Consider the following 16,487-nt stretch of genomic DNA (forward strand, 5'->3'; position numbering starts at 1 on the left):
GTGGTCATCGACTGCACGGAAATGGGGTGCTCACTGCCCACACCGACCGGACCCACCTGCAACTGACGGGTCTTGCGGCGCTCGGCGAGCACGGGCGGTGGGGCAGTGGTCAAGGGCAGGGGGGTGGCCGGCACGGTTCACCCCGCCCGGTAGTGCTGGGGGGCGGTCACGGTGTCCTCCTTGGCGAGGTGGGCTCGCACGGTGGCGGCGATGCCGGACGCGTCGAGGCGGTGCTGCCGCAGCAGGTCGGCGCGTTCGCCGTGCGGCAGGAACTCGGTGGGCAGCGCGAGGGTGCGCAACCGCGGTGGGTGCTCGCGGGCGGTCAGCAGGTGCGCGAGGCGCTGCCCGAAGCCACCGGTGCGGGCGTTGTCTTCCACGGTCACGGTCAGGTGGTGGCGCGCGGCGAGCTCGCCGAGGACCTCCGGCAGCGGGGTGGTCCACCGGGGGTCGGCCACGGTGGCGGTGATGCCGGAAGCGGCGAGGAGGTCGGCGGCGCGCAGGCAGGCTTCGGCGCGGCCGCCGACGGCCAGCAGGAGCACGGTGGCCGCGGGAGACGTGCGCAGCAGGTCGACACCGCCGACGTGCCCGACGGCGTCGAGGTCGGGGCCCGAGGTGCCCTTGGGGAAGCGCAGCACGGTCGGGCCGGTGCCCACGGCGAGGCACTCCCGCAGCAACTGCCGCAGCCGGGCCGGGTCCCGGGGTTCGGCGATCCGGATGCCGGGCACGGCGGGCAGGACGCAGGCGTCCCACATGCCGTGGTGGCTGGGGCCGTCCGGGCCGGTGAGGCCGGAGCGGTCGAGCACGAAGGTCACCGGCAGTCCGTGCAGCGCCACGTCCATCAGCACCTGGTCGAACGCGCGGGTGAGGAACGTCGAGTACACCGCGACCACCGGGTGCAGCCCGCCGAGCGCCAGGCCCGCGGCGGCGGTGACGGCGTGCTGTTCGGCCAGTCCGACGTCGAAGACCCGGTGGGGGAACGCCCGGGCGAACGGGTGCAGGCCGGTGGGGCGCAGCATGGCCGCGGTGAGGCACACGACGTCGCTGTTCTGCTCGCCCGCCGCGGCGATCTCTTCGGCGAACTCCTGGGTCCAGGTGCGCTTCGCCCGCGCCGGCGCCGGTTGCGGGTTCACCGCGTGCTGGCAGTCCGCTTCGTCGTTCTCCGCCGGCGGGTGGCCTTTGCCCTTGGTGGTGACGCAGTGGACCACCACCGTGCGGCCCGAGTCCTTCGCCTGCCGCAGCGCGTGTTCGGCGGCCGCGGTGTCATGCCCGTCGACCGGGCCGAGGTAGTCCAGTCCGAGCGTGCCGAACAGGCTGGGCCAGGGGTGGCCGGCGTCGGCCGGGGCACGCAACGCGCCCAGGTGTTCGGCGATCGCGCCCACCGTGGGTGCGTAGGACCGGCCGTTGTCGTTGAGCACGACGACCAGTGGCCGGTCCGGGGCGGTGGCGAGGTTGTTGAGCGCCTCCCAGGCCATTCCGCCGGTCAGCGCCCCGTCGCCGAGCACGGCGACCACGTGCCGGTCCTCACCGCGCAGGCGCAGCGCGGTGGCGAGGCCGTCGGCGTAGGACAGCGCGGTGGAGGCGTGGGAGTTGCGCACCAGATCGTGCTCGGATTCCGCGGGATCGGGGTAACCGGACAGCCCGCCGGCTTGCCGCAGGGTGGCGAACCGGTGCCACCGGCCGGTGAGGATCTTGTGGACGTAGGCCTGGTGGCCGGTGTCGAACAGCACCCGGTCACGGGCGGAGTCGAACACCCGGTGCAGCGCGATCGACAACTCGACCACACCCAGGTTCGGGCCGAGGTGCCCACCGGTGCGTGAAACGGTGCCGACGAGGAAGCGGCGGATCTGCGCGGCCAGGACGGGCAGGTCGCCGGCGGGGAGTTCGCTCAGCCGCCGTGTTCCGGCGAGGAGTCCGGGGGCGTCCGCAATCTGCTGGGTCATCGCTGTCGTGCTTTCTGTGGGAGGGAGGAGATGTCGCCACCAATGGCCTGGTGCACCGCAATCCCCGCACGGCGCAGCGTGGCGGTCAGCAGCGGCGCGGCCGCACATTCGGCGACGCCGCCGGGCTGCTGGATCGCCGTCGCGACGACCGCGTCCCCGGCCGGATGCCGGGGGCGTCCGCCCACGCGCGCACGGATGCCACCGCGGCTGTGCCGTGTGTGTTGTGCTCAGTGCTCACGGGCGGTCACCAGATGCGCGAGAGCCGTCAGTTCGGTGGCTGGTCCCGGCACGGGGGCGACCGCCTGCAAGCAGTTCAGCGCCCGTTCGAGGTGCCTGCCCGCCTCGGCCTGCGTCTGTTCCCGAGCGCCCGCCTGCTCGATCAGTGAAGCCGCCGTCTCCAGGTGCTCTTCGCCGAAGGGCTCGGCCCGGCGGTAGAGCGCAGCCAGGGCGCGGCCTTCACCCGAGTCGGAGTCCAGCGCGAGGATCACCGGGAACGTCTTCTTCCGCGACCGCAGGTCCGAGCGGGTGGGTTTGCCCGTGACGGACGGGTCGCCCCAGATGCCGAGGAAGTCGTCGATCAGCTGGAACGCCAGGCCCAGGTGGTGCCCGAACCGGTGCAGGTGGCCCACGGCCTCCATCGGCCCACCACCCAGTGCGGCCCCCATCGCGCACGCGCAGCCGAACAGCGCAGCGGTTTTCCCCGCCGCCATCCGCACGTACTCCTCACGCCCGACCAGCAGCCTGCTCTCGAACTCCACGTCGTCGCTCTGCCCGCGCACCAACTCCAGCAACGCCTGTGCCAACGCCCGGCTGGCCGCCGGGGTCCTGGCCGCCGCCACGGACACCAGCACGTCGAACGCCAGGGCCAGCATCGCGTCACCGGCGAGGGTGGCCGCCGGCACGCCGAAGGACGCCCACACCGTCGGCCGGTGCCGCCGGATCTCGTCGCCGTCGATGATGTCGTCGTGCACCAGCGAGAAGTTGTGCACCAGCTCCACCGCCGCCGCCGCGTGCACCGCCGATTCCGCCCGGCCGCCGACCGCCTCGGCCGACAGCAGCACCAGGGCCTGGCGCAGGCCCTTGCCCGCCGGGCCCGCCACCGGCCGGCCGCACCGATCGACCCAGCCGAATTGGTAACCGACGGCTTTTGCCATCGGCTCGGGAAGCCGTTTCACGGCCTCCCGCAACGCGGGATCCACGAGTTCGCGTGCCCAGCGCAAAGTGTCCATCGATTTCTGTGTCAGTGGGGGTGTCAAAACGACCCTCCGCTCAAGTCGGTCACGGCAACGGAGGCGCCAGCCACGTTGACGCGGGCGCCATTGTTTGCGCATTCCTTCCTCGTTGTCCGGCGAGGCAGGCGGCCTGTTCCGGTGATCCACGGCACGGGGAATCGTGCACCGAACGGGTGGCGGGGAATGGGTGCCCTGGACGACACGTCGCCCGGATGCCGCTGTCTGCTGAACGGCGGTGCCCCTGACGTCACCACCAACGCCGCTGGTCAGTGTGTGGCCGAGTGGCGGGGTGATCACTCGGAGCAAGTGCTCTGATCACCCAAGGTAGCCGACGGGAGACGCTGCGCGCAAAGGTCTGTTCGGGCTAACTTCGGGCCTTGATCCAGTTCGCGGCAGGTTGACCTATTGATGGTCAAACGTTCGGGCGTTGCCTATCGTAATCACGGGTATATCGATCTTGGCCCGTTTCAGTTCCCGCTTGCGCGATTGGGGTGGTTCCCCCCCGTGGAACTGTGCAAGCCTGCTGAAGTGCTGCATAGAATGTCCGCTTGCGACCGGTGGAACGCGCCCGAACCGGAGGTTGCGCCGGCGAATCCCAGCTATCCGACCTTCAGCATCGGAGGAGCGACAATGGCCCGAGCCACCCGGCAACGCCGGGGGATCATCAAATTCCTCGGCAACATCGTCGACGACACCAAGGAGGTGGTCGACGACATGCTCGACCGCGCCCGCGACGTCGAGCAGGACCTGCGGTCCACCGCCCGCAAGGCCCTGGACACCGATGAGGACGACGAGGACGACGAGGACGACGAGGTGCCTGCCGCGGAGATCGCGGCTTTGCAGACCGCCTTGGCCGAGCTGAGCGCCAAGGTCGACCAGCTCGCTGCGCTGCGGGCGGAGGAAGCCGACACCCAAGGGCACTCGCGGGGTGGCCAGGCGACGTCGGCGAAGCACTGACTCCCCGGAGGGCGGGGCGGCCTCATCGGGTGCCGTCCTGCCCTTCGCCGTGATTCGTTCGTTTCGACCGAGGGAGAGCACAACCTTGCGCGAACACCGCTTGCGCGCCCTGGCAGCGGCACTGGGCTCCGTGGTTTCCTTCGAGGCGCGCCATGCCGTGCGCTTCGGCGGCGACACCGCCGAAGGCCCGAGCCACGCTCAGTGCCGGGCCCGCGAAGTCCGGCTCGCCCTCGAACGGCTCGGCCCGTTCTACATCAAGGTCGGCCAGATGCTCTCCACGCGACCGGACTTCGTCTCCGAGGAGATGCTCGCCGAATTCCGCACCCTGCACGACACCGTGTCGGTCCAGCCCTTCTCGGTCTTCGAACCGGTGCTGGTACAGGAACTGGGCAGTCGGTGGCGGCAGCGGTTCCGCACCATCGACACCAGCCGCCCCCTGGGCGCGGCGTCACTGGCCCAGGTCTACGCCGCCACACAACCCGACGGCAGACCCGTCGTGGTGAAGGTCCAGCGCCCCGGCATCGTCCCGCTGGTCACCCAGGACATGGCGCTGCTGCGCCGGATGGCGAAGCTGGTGGCCAAGGCGTCCTCCGGCTTCGCCGAGGTCATCGACGTCGAAGCCATGCTCAGCCTGCTGTTCGACGCCATGCGCTCGGAACTCGACTTCACCCTCGAAGCACGCCAGATGGACCGGGCACGGGCCGACATCGCCGGGTTCAAGCACCTCGACGTGCCCGAAGTGCTGCTGGCCACCCCGCGGGTGATGATCCAGAGCCGGGCGCCAGGGCAGTCCATCCGCGACGCCGACCCCGCGGACTTCCCGGCCGCCGAACGGATCGCCATCGGCCGCGACCTGCTGGCCTACATGTACCGCAGTTACTTCACCACCAAGGTCTTCCACGCCGACCCCCACCCCGGCAACATCTTCGTCCACCCCGGTGAAAAGGCGTCGCTGATCGACTGGGGCATGGTCGGGCGCATCGACCGCCGCACCAGTCAAGCCATCCTGCTGGTCCTGACCAACGTCGCCATGAACGACGGGCAGGGCCTCGCGCGGGCGTGGACCGACCTGGGCCGCCCCACCGACGGTGCCGACCTCCCCGCCTTCCAGAACGACATGGAAGCCCTCGTCCCGCACGTGGCCAGCGCGTCGCTCGACGAACTCAACCTCGGCGTCACGCTCACCGCCATCCTCAAGAGCGCCACCAAGCGGCGCATCCGCACCAACCCCGCCATCGCCGTGCTCGGCAAGTCCTTCGCCAACCTGGAAGGCTCGATCCGCTACCTGGCCCCCGAGCTGAGCATCACCGACACCTTCCGCGACCAGCTGTCCGAAATCATGCTCGACCTGCTCGAGGAAACCGCTTCGGAGCAACAACTCGCCCGCACCGTCCTGGAACTGGTCTCCGGCGGCACCGCCGCACTCCAGCAAGCGCAGAACGTCCTGCGAGACCTCAGCAGCGGGCGGCTCCAGCTGCGGGTCACCCAACTCGGCAGGTTTTCGCCCGACACCAGGAAAAAGCGGCTGGTCGTCGGCGCGGCGCTGGCCGCCTACCTCTGGCGGCAACGGCGACCCCGCACCCGGCGGACCGGCGACCGGTGAAGCGCGTGGCCGGCCACACCCCGCTCCACCCGGTGTTCGCACTGGCGGCGCTCGGGCTGCTGCTGGTCAACCTCACGCTGGCCCGGCAGTCCAGCGCACTGCTGGTCGCCGGCTGGACCACCCTCGGACTCGTCCTGCTGACCTGGACGTTGTATCGACGTCAGCGCCGCTGAACCCGCTTTTGACGACCTGCCTCGGGGACAGCAGGTAGAACGGCAAGGCCACCCAGCGGAGTTCCAGGTTGCCACGGCGTTCCTCGGTTGCCCGCGGCGCGGCCTCGTCGGCCCGAATGCCGGTGATCAGCCCTTGCGGGGTCGCTTTCCAACCCGGGAAAAGACGGGGAGCCCGAGTTTGCCGGGCTCCCCGTGTCGTGCTCGGGTGTGTCAGGGACCGGGAACGGCTTGTGCCTTGGCGTTGCGTTCGAAGACCGACCAGAACGCGGAAGAGCAGTAGCCGCAGCCGGGGCCGAAGTACCGGCCGCGGGCCTGTTCGTCCTGCATCAGGTGCAGGCGGAACCAGGAGGTGATGGTGCCGTGCAGGGCGGGGATGCCGTAGTGGTCGGCGCCGCGTTGCTCGGCGTAGATGGCGGGGACCCGGGTGGCCTGGTTGTAGGGGGTGCGGACGACGATGGGCGAGACGATGGTGTCGTTCTGGCCGGCGATGAACAGCGCGGGGCCGCGCACCCGGCTGCCGCTGGTGGTCGCGAGCGGGTAGATCGGGGCGATGGTGTCCACGCGCGCGTCGGCGCCGGCGTCGATCGCCGCGCCGCCGCCGAAGGAGTGGCCGGTGGCCCCGACGTTGGACAGGTCGACCTTGCCCTGCAGGGCACTGCCCGCCCGGTTGTTCTCGGTGGTCAGGTGATCCAGGCCCTGCAGCATGGGGCCGGCGTTGCCCGCGTTGCCCTCCGCGGCGGCGACGATGAAGCCGTGTGAGGCGAGGTGGTTGAGCAGCGGGAGATACCGGTCCAATTTGGAGCGGGCTCCGTTGTTCCACAGCACCACCGGGTGCTTGGTGCAGCCCAGCGTGCCCAGCGCGACCGGCCGGACGACGGTGGTCCCGCGCCCGTTGGAAGCGGAGGTCACCGTGAAGGGGCCGGTGGTGTCCCACTGGCCGTCGACCGACTCGCAGGGCGAGGCCGGCGGGTCGGCGGGCGTGGTGGGCTGGTTCTCGTGGTCGGTGATGGTGTTCTTGATCTGGTTGAAGACGCCGGCGTCCCTGGGGAAGTCGAGGTGGCCGATGCAGGCCGGGGTCTGGAGGTTGGTGGCTCCGGCGAGTTCGGCCGACGTGCTGGGGTTGACGTTCCAGTCGCAGTTGGACCGTTGCGTGGTGTAGCGCACCGCGGGTGAGCCGGGGACCTCGGTGCCGGCGTTCAACGCGGCCAGCCAGGGCGAGCCGGTGGCGAACTGCTTGCACGAGACGATGTGCTGGCACATCGATGCGATGGTGGTGCCGTGGTGCGGGCCGGCCATGGAGAAGTACAGCGAGACCTTGTCCTGGGCCCCGGCGACGTTCTTGAGGTAGGAGCGGGCCGCGAGGGTGGAAGCCGACCAGGTGACCAGGACGACCTTGCGGGCGCCGGTCCGGGACAGCACGCTGTCGACCTTCTGCCCGATCTCCTGTCCGGCCTTGGTGAGGTCACCGTTCATGCTGGTGCTGTCGGTCCAGGTGTCGACGCGGTCCGCCCGCCACCCCGCGGAAACGAACTTGGTCCTCATCGGCTCCATGTACTGGGTGGTGCCGCCCATGCCCGGAATGATGATCACCGGGTCGTGCTCGGCCGCCGCCGTGGTGGCGTACGAGTCCGAGCGTGCCTGGGGTGGCAACCCGACGAGCGACACCGCGGCGGCCACCACCGCGGTCAGCACCGCGAGCAGTGCCGCACCGCGGCCGCGGGCAGCGGCACGGGATTGAGTTGCAGACATTGGACAGCCTCCTGAACGGGAAGTGGTGCAGAGGTGAGCAGGTGACCGGCGTCACGCTGTTTCGCTGATGCTACGAACGTGCAAACGGTGGAACCAGGTGTCCGCTCACACTCTTGGGCGCCGTCCTCATGTTGTCGGCCACAGGCGCGTTGACGGGAACCGTGAACGGGGCCGGCAATTTCCCGCGGTGCGGCCAGAGCAGGACGCGGTGGCCTCCGTCGCGTAGCGGGAATGGGCGTACGAGCCGCTTTCCGGCGGGCTCGTCCGCCCCGTGGCTCACCGGGTTGCGCCGAGGTTGCGGCGGATACCGGTGATCAGCCGATCGGCCACGTCGGTGTGGCGGTGCTCGGTCCAGGTGAGCATGCCCTGGCGGGTGGCTCGGCCGCGGTGTCCTCCGGCGAGGAGTTCCTCGAGCGCGGGGAACGACTCGGTGGCGGTGGACAGGTGCGGTGCCAGGTTGGCCAGGATGGCGTGGGTCAGGTCCAGTCCGATGTAGTCGGCGTTCTCCATCGGGCCGACGGCCGCCAGGCGCAGTCCGAAGCTCGTCCGCACCACCGTGTCGATGGTCTCGGCGTCGCAGACACCTTCGCCGAGCAGGTGCAGGGCTTCGCGCACCAGGGCGAACTGCAGCCGGTTGCCGATGAAACCGGGGACGTCGCGGTGCAGGCGGACCGCCGTCTTCCCCAGGGCCCGGATCAGTTCCTCGGCGTCCTGGACCAGTCGCGGGTTCGTCGCGGTGCCGGGGGCGATCTCCACTAGGGGGATGAGGTGGGCCGGGTTCCACCAGTGCACGCCCACCAGGCGCTCGGGCCGCCGCATGCCGGTGCCGATGCCGGTGATCGACAGGACCGAGGTGTTCGACCAGATCGGCGTGCGCGCGGGGACGGCGGCTTCCACGGACGCCATGACTTCGTGCTTCACGGCCATCCGTTCCGGCACCGCCTCCACGACGACGTCGGCGTGGTGCACAGCGGCGTCGAGGTCGGGCACGGCGCTGATGAGGTCCTGCACCGCTCCTCTCGCCGGTTCGGCGGTCCCGCTGAGCTCCAGTGCCTTCTCAACGCGGCTGTGCAGGTCGCCCAGTGTCGCGGGGTCCGGGTCGTAGAGCCGGGCGTGGTGGCCCGCCTGGGCCAGTGCGACGGCGATTCCGTGCCCCATGAGCCCTGCACCGACTATGCCGAATATTGTCATGGATGTACTCCGGTCGAATCGGGCCACCTGCGGGAGGTGTGCTCGTGCTCAGTTCGCCTGCAATGCGTGCAGGCGCAGTGCGAGTTGGATTTCCAGTATCCGGCTGGGGGATTGCCAGTCCGGTCCCAGCAATTTGCCGACGCGGTCCAGGCGTTGCGCGACGGTGTTGACGTGGACGTGCAGCAGGTCCTTGGCGCGCGGCGGGTGGCCGCCGGTGGCGAAGTAGGCCTCCAGGGTGCGGAGCAACTCGGTGCCGCGTTCGCGGTCGTAGTCGAAGATCGGGCCGAGGGTGCGCTGGACGAACCCGGTGTGGTCGCCGTGGTCGGCGAGCAAGAGGCCGATGAAGCCCAGTTCCGCCATCGAAGCGCCGGTGCCCTCGCGGCCCAGGCGCAGCAGTGCGCGCAGGCACCGGCTCGCTTCGGCGTGCGCGCGGGCGAGTTCGGCGGGGCCGCGAGCCGGACCGGCGGCAGCGACGGTGACCGGGCAGCGCGCCGCGGTGCCCAGTGCGTTCGAGACGCGGCCGGCCAGGGTGCCGGGGCGATCGGTGGGGGCCAGCAGCACCACCTGCTCGGCGTGGATGCCGACCAGCGTGGCGTGCTGGGCGGCGGCGGTGGCCAGGCGGCGGCGTGGGACCGCGGTGGCGTGGGCGATGAGCACGGCCAGGGGGGCGGTGAGGTCCACGCCGAGGCGGCGTGCGCGGTCGACCAGCGCGGCGGGGTTGCGTTCCGGTGCGGTGAGCAGGTCGGTGAGCAGTTCGCCCCGGACCTCGTCCTCGGCCCTGGCCACCGAGCGGCGCAGCAGCAGGAGCAGGGCGGTGACCACGGCGGCGCGTTCGAACAGGCGCCGGTCGGCGTCGGCCAGGTCGGCGGGGCCGGCGCTGCGCACGATGCTGCCCAGCAGCTCCGGTCCGGCCTGCACCGCGCAGATCCAGCCGTGCGGGGTGGACACGGCCCGGCCGGACTGGTGGGAGGCGGCGACGTCGCGCGGGTCCGGGGCTTCGGCGGGCGGTCCGGTGCGGGCCAGTTCGGCGCCGTCGGCGGTGAACACGCCGATGCCGCCGCCCAGCGTGCCGGCCACGGCGGCGGCCACGGCCGGGAGGTCCCCGCCGCGCAGCACCAGGTCCATCAGCTTGTCGTGGACCTCTTCGGCGCGTTCCACGGCCTGGCTGTGGGCGCTGACCTCGGCGAGCAGCCTGGCGTTGTCCAGTGCGACGGCGGCGTGGTCGGCCAGCGATGAGAGCAGGGCGATCTCGTCGGGGGTGAACTCCCGGTGCGTGCGCTCGGCGGCGTAGAGGACGCCGATGACGCTGTGCCCCACCGCCAGCGGCACCGCGAGCAACGCGGTCAGCCCCTCGTCCCGCACCGCGGCGTCCACGGGCTCGCTGTGGCGGAACCGTTCGTCGGTGAGGTAGTCCGGGGTGGCGTAGGGCCGGGCGGTCTGCGCGACCAGGCCACCCAGGCCCACGCCCATCCCCATGCGGACCCGTGGGAACAGTTCGGAGACCGAGCCGTCGGTGACGCGCATGGAGGTGGTCTCGGTGATCGGGTCGTTGAAGGTCAGGTACGACAGTTCGACGCCGAGCAGGCGGCGGGCCCGGTGCACGATGGACCGCAGCACCTCGTCGGGGTCGCGCAGCCGGGCCAGATCGCCCGCGGTGTCGAACAGGGCGCTGAGCTCGGCCTCCCGGCGCCGGTGGCCGCGCAGGGTGGTGTTGATGCGCAACGCCAGTTCGACCGCCGGACCCGCACCGGGGTCGCCCACGGCGACCAGAGCCAGCTCTTCGCTGCGGGCGCCCCCGGCGAGCAGTTGCAGGAGGCGGAAGGCGACACCGTCCACGCGCCTGTCCTCTCATCCCGCGGCCGGCCGCACGGTGCGCCGTTCCACCCTTTTCCCGATGCCGGTGCCCACGTGCACGACGCGCTGGACGAACACCCCGGGCAGGTGCACCTCGTCGGGGTCCAGTTCGCCGGGCTCGAGCAGGTGCTCGACCTCGGCGACGGTGATCCGGCCGGCCATGGCGCACAACGGGTTGAAGTTGCGTGCCGACCGGTGGAACACCAGGTTGCCGTGCCGGTCCCCGCGGGCGGCGTGCACGAGGGCGTAGTCGCAGGTGATCGCGCGCTCTAGGACGAACGGGTGTGGCTCGCCGCCGACGTCGAAGTGCCGGACCTCCTTGGCCTGCGTGGTCGTCTCGACCCGGCCGTCAGGCGAGTGGCGCAGCGGGACACCGCCCTCGGCGATCTGGGTGCCCACGCCCGTGGCGGTGTAGAAGGCGGGGACACCGGCTCCACCGGCGCGCAGCCGCTCGGCCAGCGTGCCCTGCGGCACCAGCTCGACCGCCAGCTCCCCGGCGAGGAACTGGCGGGCGAACTCCTTGTTCTCCCCGACGTAGGAGCTCCTCATCCGGGCGATGCGGTGGTCGGCGAGCAGGACGCCCAGCCCGAAGTCGTCCACCCCGCAGTTGTTGGACACCACGTCCAGCCCGGTGGTCCCGCGCGCGTGCAGGGCCCGGACCAGTTCCACCGGGATCCCGCACAGGCCGAACCCGCCGACCGCCAGGCTCGCCCCGTCGGGGATGTCGGACACCGCCGCCGCGGCCGTCGCTACCAGCTTGTCCATCCTGTCCCTTCCTCCGGTGTCGTGCGAGGTCAACCCTGGGCGAACCCCCGTGCGGCCGACAATGTGGCCGCGCACACCAGCGACGCGTGTTTTACGTGGCCGGGCACATTGGACGGCGTGCGCCCCCGGCCTAGCGTTCGTGGCCGTGCACACCGCCCGCCGGTGACGTTCCCGGGTGGTGTTTCCGGCACGGCACGACAAAGGAGTCCCTGATGAGCACAGCCACCGCACCACCGACCCGGATGGGCCGGGTGGTGGCCGCGAGCCTGGTCGGCACCGCCGTGGAGTGGTACGACTTCTTCCTCTACGGCTCGGCCGCCGCGCTGGTGTTCAACCAGCTGTTCTTCCCGCAGAGCGATCCGCTGGTGGGCACCATGCTGGCCTTCCTCACCTACGCGCTCGGCTTCGTCGCGCGTCCCCTTGGCGGCCTGGTGTTCGGGCACTTCGGCGACCGGCTCGGCCGCAAGAAGCTGCTCATGGTCAGCCTGGTGGTGATGGGCGTGGCCACCGCGGCGATCGGCCTGCTGCCCACCTACGCCTCGATCGGTGTGTGGGCGGCCGTGCTGCTGACGGTCCTGCGGCTGGTGCAGGGCTTCGCCATCGGCGGCGAGTGGGGCGGCGCGGTGCTGCTGGTCAGCGAGCACGGTTCGCCGCGGTGGCGCGGCTTCTGGGCCAGCTGGCCACAGGCGGGCGTCCCGGTCGGCAACCTGCTGGCCACCGCGGTGCTCGCGCTGCTGGCCGCGACCATGCCCGACGAGGCTTTCCTGGACTGGGGCTGGCGGGTGCCGTTCCTGCTGTCGGCCGTGCTGATCGGCCTTGGCTACTGGATCCGCTCGTCCATCGAGGACGCACCGGTGTTCACCGAGGCCCGCGCTCGGGCCCGGGCCCGCGCCGAGGCCACCGGCGGCGCGGCCCGGCGGGCTCCGGCGCTGGAGGCGCTGCGCCGCCACCCCAAGCAGATCGCCGTGTGCATCTCGGCGCGCATGGCGGAGAACATCTCCTACTACATCATCACCGCGTTCGTGCTGACCTACGTCACCACCCACCTCGAGCTGGACAAGGCGGTGGTGCTCAACGCCCTGCTGCTGGCCAACGTCGTCCACCTCGTCGCCATCCCCGCCTTCGGCGCGCTGTCCGACCGCGTCGGCCGGCGGCCGGTCTACCTGGCCGGCACCATCGGCATGGGCCTGTGGGCGCTGCTGTTCTTCCCGCTGCTGGACACCCGCGACGGGTGGCTGCTCACCCTCGCCGTGGTCGGGGGGCTCATCGCGCACGCCGCGATGTACGGGCCGCAGGCGGCGTTCTTCGCCGAGCAGTTCGACACCGAGGTGCGCTACTCCGGCACGTCCATCGGCTACCAGGTCACCTCGATCATCGCGGGCTCCCTGGCCCCGCTGATCGCCACCGCGCTGCTGGCCCGCTACGGCAGCCCCACGCCGATCACCATCTACGTCGTGGTCGCGGCCCTCATCTCCACCGCCGGGGTGCTCGCCGCCACCGAAACCCGCCACCGCGACCTCGCCGAGGTGTCCGCCCGATGAGCCTGACCCGCGCCCAGATGGCCGCCCGCGCCGCCCGCGAACTGCCCGACGGCGGCTACGTCAACCTCGGCATCGGCCTGCCCACCCTCATCGCCGACCACCTCCCCGAGGGCAAGCACGTCGTGCTGCACTCGGAGAACGGCATCCTGGGCGTCGGCCCGTACCCGGTCGAGGGCCAGGAGGACCCCGACCTGATCAACGCGGGCAAGGAGACCGTCACCGTCACACCCGGTGCATCCTTCTTCGACTCGGCGCTGTCGTTCGCCATGATCCGCGGCGGTCACCTCGACGTCGCCGTGCTCGGCGCCATGCAGGTCTCCGCCGAGGGTGACCTGGCCAACTGGATGATCCCGGGCGCGGTGGTCAAGGGCATGGGCGGGGCGATGGACCTCGTCCACGGCGCCCGGAAGGTCATCGTCCTGATGGAACACACCACCCGGGACGGCGCGGCCAAGGTCGTGGAAACCTGCTCGCTACCGCTCACCGGCCGGCGTGTGGTGCACCGGGTGATCACCGACCTGGCGGTCCTCGACGTCACCCCCGACGGCCTCGTGCTGCGTGAACTGGCACCCGGGACCACCGTCGAGGAGGTGCGGGCCGCCACCGGGCCCGGCCTGCTGGTGCCCGGCGAACCGGCACCCGTGCTCCCGGACCGGCACCTGCGGCTGCCTTGACCGGGAAACCGCTGCGAGCCGGCCGGAAACCCCGGCCCGCGGCCCCACCTCGGCGAACCCCCGCACACAGGCCAAGGAGGCACCATGAGAAGGCACTGGGTCCCAGCCGCGGTGGCGGCGCTGGCCTGCGGCGCGTCGCTCACCCCGTCGGCACTGGCGGCGCCCGGCGCGGCCGGCTGCGCCGCGCTGAACGGCACGAAGATCCCCGCCTCGGTGATCGGACTGCCGACCACCGGCGGCGAGGTCACCGCGACCCGGCTCGTCGCCGCCACCGGCAACGGCCCCACCGCGATCGGCGCCCACTGCCGCGTGGACGCCGCACTGCACCCGGTCGACCCGGCCGCACCCGACATCTTCATCGGCCTCGCCCTGCCCGCGCGCTGGAACGGCAAGACGATGATGTTCGGCGGCGGCGGGTACGACGGCACGATCCCCGACGTCGCGGGCAACGTTCCGTACGCGCCCGCCGACCGGCCCTCCCCGCTGGGCCGCGGGTACGCGACGTTCGCCGGCGACTCCGGCCACCAGGCCGCACCCGACTTCACCCCGGCCCGGTCCCTGGACGGGTCCTTCGCGGTCAACGACGAGGCGTTGCGCAACTTCGCCGGCGACGCGCTGAAGAAAACCCGCGACGCCGCGCTGTTCCTGATCGGCAAGCGCTACGGGGTGCCGCCGGGGCACAGCTTCTTCGCGGGCGGCTCCAGCGGCGGCCGGGAGGGCTTGGCGGTCGCGCAGCGCTGGCCCGCCGACTTCGACGGCGTGATCTCGGCCTACCCGGCGTGGAACGCCGCGAGCCTGGACCTGTTCTTCGGCTATCAGGCTCAGCTGCTGTCCCGGCCGGGCGCGTTCCCGGGCCCCGCGAAGCAGGCCCTGTTGTACCGAGCGGTGGTACAGGCGTGCGACGGCCGCGACGGTGTCCGCGACGGGGTGGTCTCCGACGAGGCGGGCTGCCGGTTCGACCCGCGGTCGCTGCGCTGCGCCGACGGCGCGGACCTGGGCGACACGTGCCTGTCCGACGCGCAGGTCCAGGCGGTGCGGGCGTTGTCGGAGCCGTTGCGGTGGAACCACCCGATCGGCAGCGGCGAGCGCGGCTACCCGGGCTTCCCGTTCCTGTCCGGCGCGGACATGACCACACCGCTGCTGGGCGTGGGCACCCACGCCCCGGCCAACCCGATGCCCGAGACGGCCGGGTACGGCGTGCAGTTCTGGGAGCAATGGGTCAAGTACTTCGTCACCCGCGACCCCGGGTATGACTCGCTGTCGCTGGACCCGCGCGAGCCCGGCAGGTGGCAGGCACGCATCAGTGAGTTGTCGCGGCTGCAGGACGTCAACGATCCCGACCTGCGCCGGTTCGCGGGCGGTGGCGGCAAACTGCTGCTGGTGCACGGCACCGCCGACGAACTGGTCAGCCACCGCTCCACCGTGGACTACTTCCGGCGGGTGGAGACCACGGTGGGCAGGGCCGCGACCCAGCGGTTCGCCCGCCTCTACCTGGTGCCCGGCGCCAACCACGTCAACGTCGACGCCGCCTTCGCCGCCGGCTGGGACTCGCTGACCGCACTGGAGAACTGGGTGGAGCACCACCGCCCACCGGCCAGGCAGGTCGTCACCGACAAGAACCCCGCCGCCGCCGGGCGCACCCGGCCCCTGTGCCAGTACCCCACCTGGCCCCGTTACCCCGGGGTCGGCGACCCCCACTCGGCACGCAGCTACGTCTGCACCCGGTAGCGGTCAGCGCAGCAGCTCCGGCCTGCTGACCCTGAGCAACCGCAGGGCGATCTGCACCTCCAGCAAGCGGTCCGGCGAACGCCACGACTCCCCGAGCAGCTGCCCGATCCGGGACAGGCGCTGGGTGACGGTGTTGGCGTGCAGGTGCAGTTCCTGCGCCGCGGTGGCGACGCTCTGCCCGCTCGCGCAGTAGGCGCCGAGCGTGCGCACCAGCTCCGCGCCGCGCGTCTCGTCGTAGTCGAGCAGGCGCCCCAGCACCGAGTCGACGAACGAACCGAGGTCGCGCCGGCTGCCGAACAGCACCCCCACCGCGCCCAGTTCCGCGGCGCCGGCCCCGTCACCGGCGCGGCCCAGCGCCAGCATGGCCTGCGCGCAGTCCGCCGCCTCCCGGTACGCCTCGGCGACCCGGTCGATGCTCTCCACCGCCGCCGCGCCCGCGGTCACCGGCCGTGCCGCGGTGGACAGCTCACCGCTCACCGTGCGCGCCTGCTGCCCGGGATCGGTGCCCGGCAGCAGGAGCACCACCGCACCCTCGCGGGAGGTCGCCAGGCCACCACCACGGCGGGCCAGCGCCGCCGCGGCGGCGTGGCAGTGGTCGCGCCCGCCACCGCACACCCGCGCCACCACGAGGACGTGCCTGGCGTCGAGGTCGACACCCAGCAGCGAGGCTCGGTGCCGCAGCAACTCGTCCCGGCGCGGCGACGGGGACAGCAGGTCCTCCAGCAGTTCACCGCGCACCCGGGCCTCGGTCTCGACCACGCGCTGCCGCGTCACCAGCACCAGCGAAGCCACCAGCGCCGTCGCCTCCAGCGTGCGCCGGTCGATGTCACCGACCGCGGTCACGCCCTCGAGGACCATCGTGCCGAGGTAGTCCGATCCGGTGATCATCGGCACCGCGCACGTCGTGCCGCCCACCACCGTGCACCCCGCCTCGCGCGCGGCACGGGCCACGGCGACCAGGTCCCCTTCCGCCACCGCGGTGGTTCCCCCCACCAGGGGGGGTGAACCCCACTCCCCTCTCCCCCACACCACCCCCCCCACCCCCGTTTGGGGGGGGGGGGGCAGCGGAGCGCAACCCCC

At 71.9% G+C, this 16,487-nt stretch carries 13 protein-coding genes and 1 pseudogene; 6 read left to right on the top strand and 8 right to left on the bottom strand.

The genetic code is table 11. The annotated features are described in order from the left end of the window. The 3 genes and pseudogenes from AC07EG_RS38665 to AC07EG_RS38675 all read right to left on the bottom strand — a co-directional run. Positions 1-113, bottom strand: a pseudogene (locus AC07EG_RS38665) (flavodoxin-dependent (E)-4-hydroxy-3-methylbut-2-enyl-diphosphate synthase); the annotation flags it as partial. 24 nt (positions 114-137) lie between these two features. Beyond that, positions 138-1,940 (bottom strand): 1-deoxy-D-xylulose-5-phosphate synthase, encoded by a 1,803-nt coding sequence (locus AC07EG_RS38670; protein WP_478258253.1) that lies wholly within the window; start codon positions 1,938-1,940, stop codon positions 138-140. 227 nt (positions 1,941-2,167) lie between these two features. Beyond that, complete coding sequence (locus AC07EG_RS38675; protein WP_478258254.1) at positions 2,168-3,169, bottom strand: polyprenyl synthetase family protein; 1,002 nt, start codon at positions 3,167-3,169, stop codon at positions 2,168-2,170. A 633-nt stretch (positions 3,170-3,802) separates the two neighbouring features. Between AC07EG_RS38675 and AC07EG_RS38680 the strand changes: the two genes are divergently transcribed. The 3 genes from AC07EG_RS38680 to AC07EG_RS38690 all read left to right on the top strand — a co-directional run bounded on the left by AC07EG_RS38680 (position 3,803) and on the right by AC07EG_RS38690 (position 5,905). Continuing rightward, positions 3,803-4,129 (top strand): hypothetical protein, encoded by a 327-nt coding sequence (locus AC07EG_RS38680; protein ID WP_478258255.1) that lies wholly within the window; start codon positions 3,803-3,805, stop codon positions 4,127-4,129. 85 nt (positions 4,130-4,214) lie between these two features. Beyond that, positions 4,215-5,732, top strand: coding sequence for an ABC1 kinase family protein (locus tag AC07EG_RS38685; RefSeq protein ID WP_478258256.1), 1,518 nt, complete (start codon positions 4,215-4,217; stop codon positions 5,730-5,732). Between the two features lie 5 nt (positions 5,733-5,737). Next, entirely contained in the window at positions 5,738-5,905 is a 168-nt protein-coding gene (locus AC07EG_RS38690) for a hypothetical protein (protein ID WP_478258257.1), read from the top strand. 210 nt (positions 5,906-6,115) lie between these two features. Here AC07EG_RS38690 and AC07EG_RS38695 read toward each other — a convergent pair whose 3' ends face one another. From AC07EG_RS38695 to AC07EG_RS38710, 4 genes are all read right to left on the bottom strand, one after another. Beyond that, positions 6,116-7,654, bottom strand: a complete 1,539-nt coding sequence (locus tag AC07EG_RS38695) for a poly(ethylene terephthalate) hydrolase family protein (protein WP_478258258.1) — start codon at positions 7,652-7,654, stop codon at positions 6,116-6,118. A 276-nt stretch (positions 7,655-7,930) separates the two neighbouring features. Further along, positions 7,931-8,845: a 3-hydroxyacyl-CoA dehydrogenase family protein gene (locus AC07EG_RS38700; protein WP_478258259.1), complete on the bottom strand. Its 915-nt coding sequence runs from the start codon at positions 8,843-8,845 to the stop codon at positions 7,931-7,933. Positions 8,846-8,893: 48 nt separating this feature from the next. Further along, on the bottom strand, positions 8,894-10,681 hold the full coding sequence (locus AC07EG_RS38705; RefSeq protein WP_478258260.1) for a helix-turn-helix domain-containing protein: 1,788 nt from the start codon (positions 10,679-10,681) through the stop codon (positions 8,894-8,896). A 12-nt stretch (positions 10,682-10,693) separates the two neighbouring features. After that, positions 10,694-11,464, bottom strand: a complete 771-nt coding sequence (locus AC07EG_RS38710; protein ID WP_478258261.1) for a CoA transferase subunit A — start codon at positions 11,462-11,464, stop codon at positions 10,694-10,696. A gap of 212 nt (positions 11,465-11,676) precedes the next feature. Here AC07EG_RS38710 and AC07EG_RS38715 point away from each other — a divergent pair, with 212 nt between their 5' ends. The 3 genes from AC07EG_RS38715 (at position 11,677) to AC07EG_RS38725 (ending at position 15,407) form a co-directional block, all read left to right on the top strand. Then, positions 11,677-13,005: an MFS transporter gene (locus tag AC07EG_RS38715; protein ID WP_478258262.1), complete on the top strand. Its 1,329-nt coding sequence runs from the start codon at positions 11,677-11,679 to the stop codon at positions 13,003-13,005. Then, entirely contained in the window at positions 13,002-13,679 is a 678-nt protein-coding gene (locus tag AC07EG_RS38720) for a 3-oxoacid CoA-transferase subunit B (protein ID WP_478258263.1), read from the top strand. Before AC07EG_RS38715 ends, AC07EG_RS38720 begins: the two co-directional genes overlap by 4 nt. Positions 13,680-13,763: 84 nt before the next feature. Next, entirely contained in the window at positions 13,764-15,407 is a 1,644-nt protein-coding gene (locus AC07EG_RS38725) for a tannase/feruloyl esterase family alpha/beta hydrolase (RefSeq protein ID WP_478258264.1), read from the top strand. Positions 15,408-15,410: 3 nt separating this feature from the next. Here the strand turns inward: AC07EG_RS38725 and AC07EG_RS38730 are convergent, their stop codons facing one another. After that, on the bottom strand, positions 15,411-16,400 hold the full coding sequence (locus AC07EG_RS38730; RefSeq protein ID WP_478258265.1) for a PucR family transcriptional regulator: 990 nt from the start codon (positions 16,398-16,400) through the stop codon (positions 15,411-15,413). Positions 16,401-16,487 lie beyond the last annotated feature (87 nt).

The organism is Amycolatopsis sp. NPDC045836 (genome assembly GCF_056431745.1).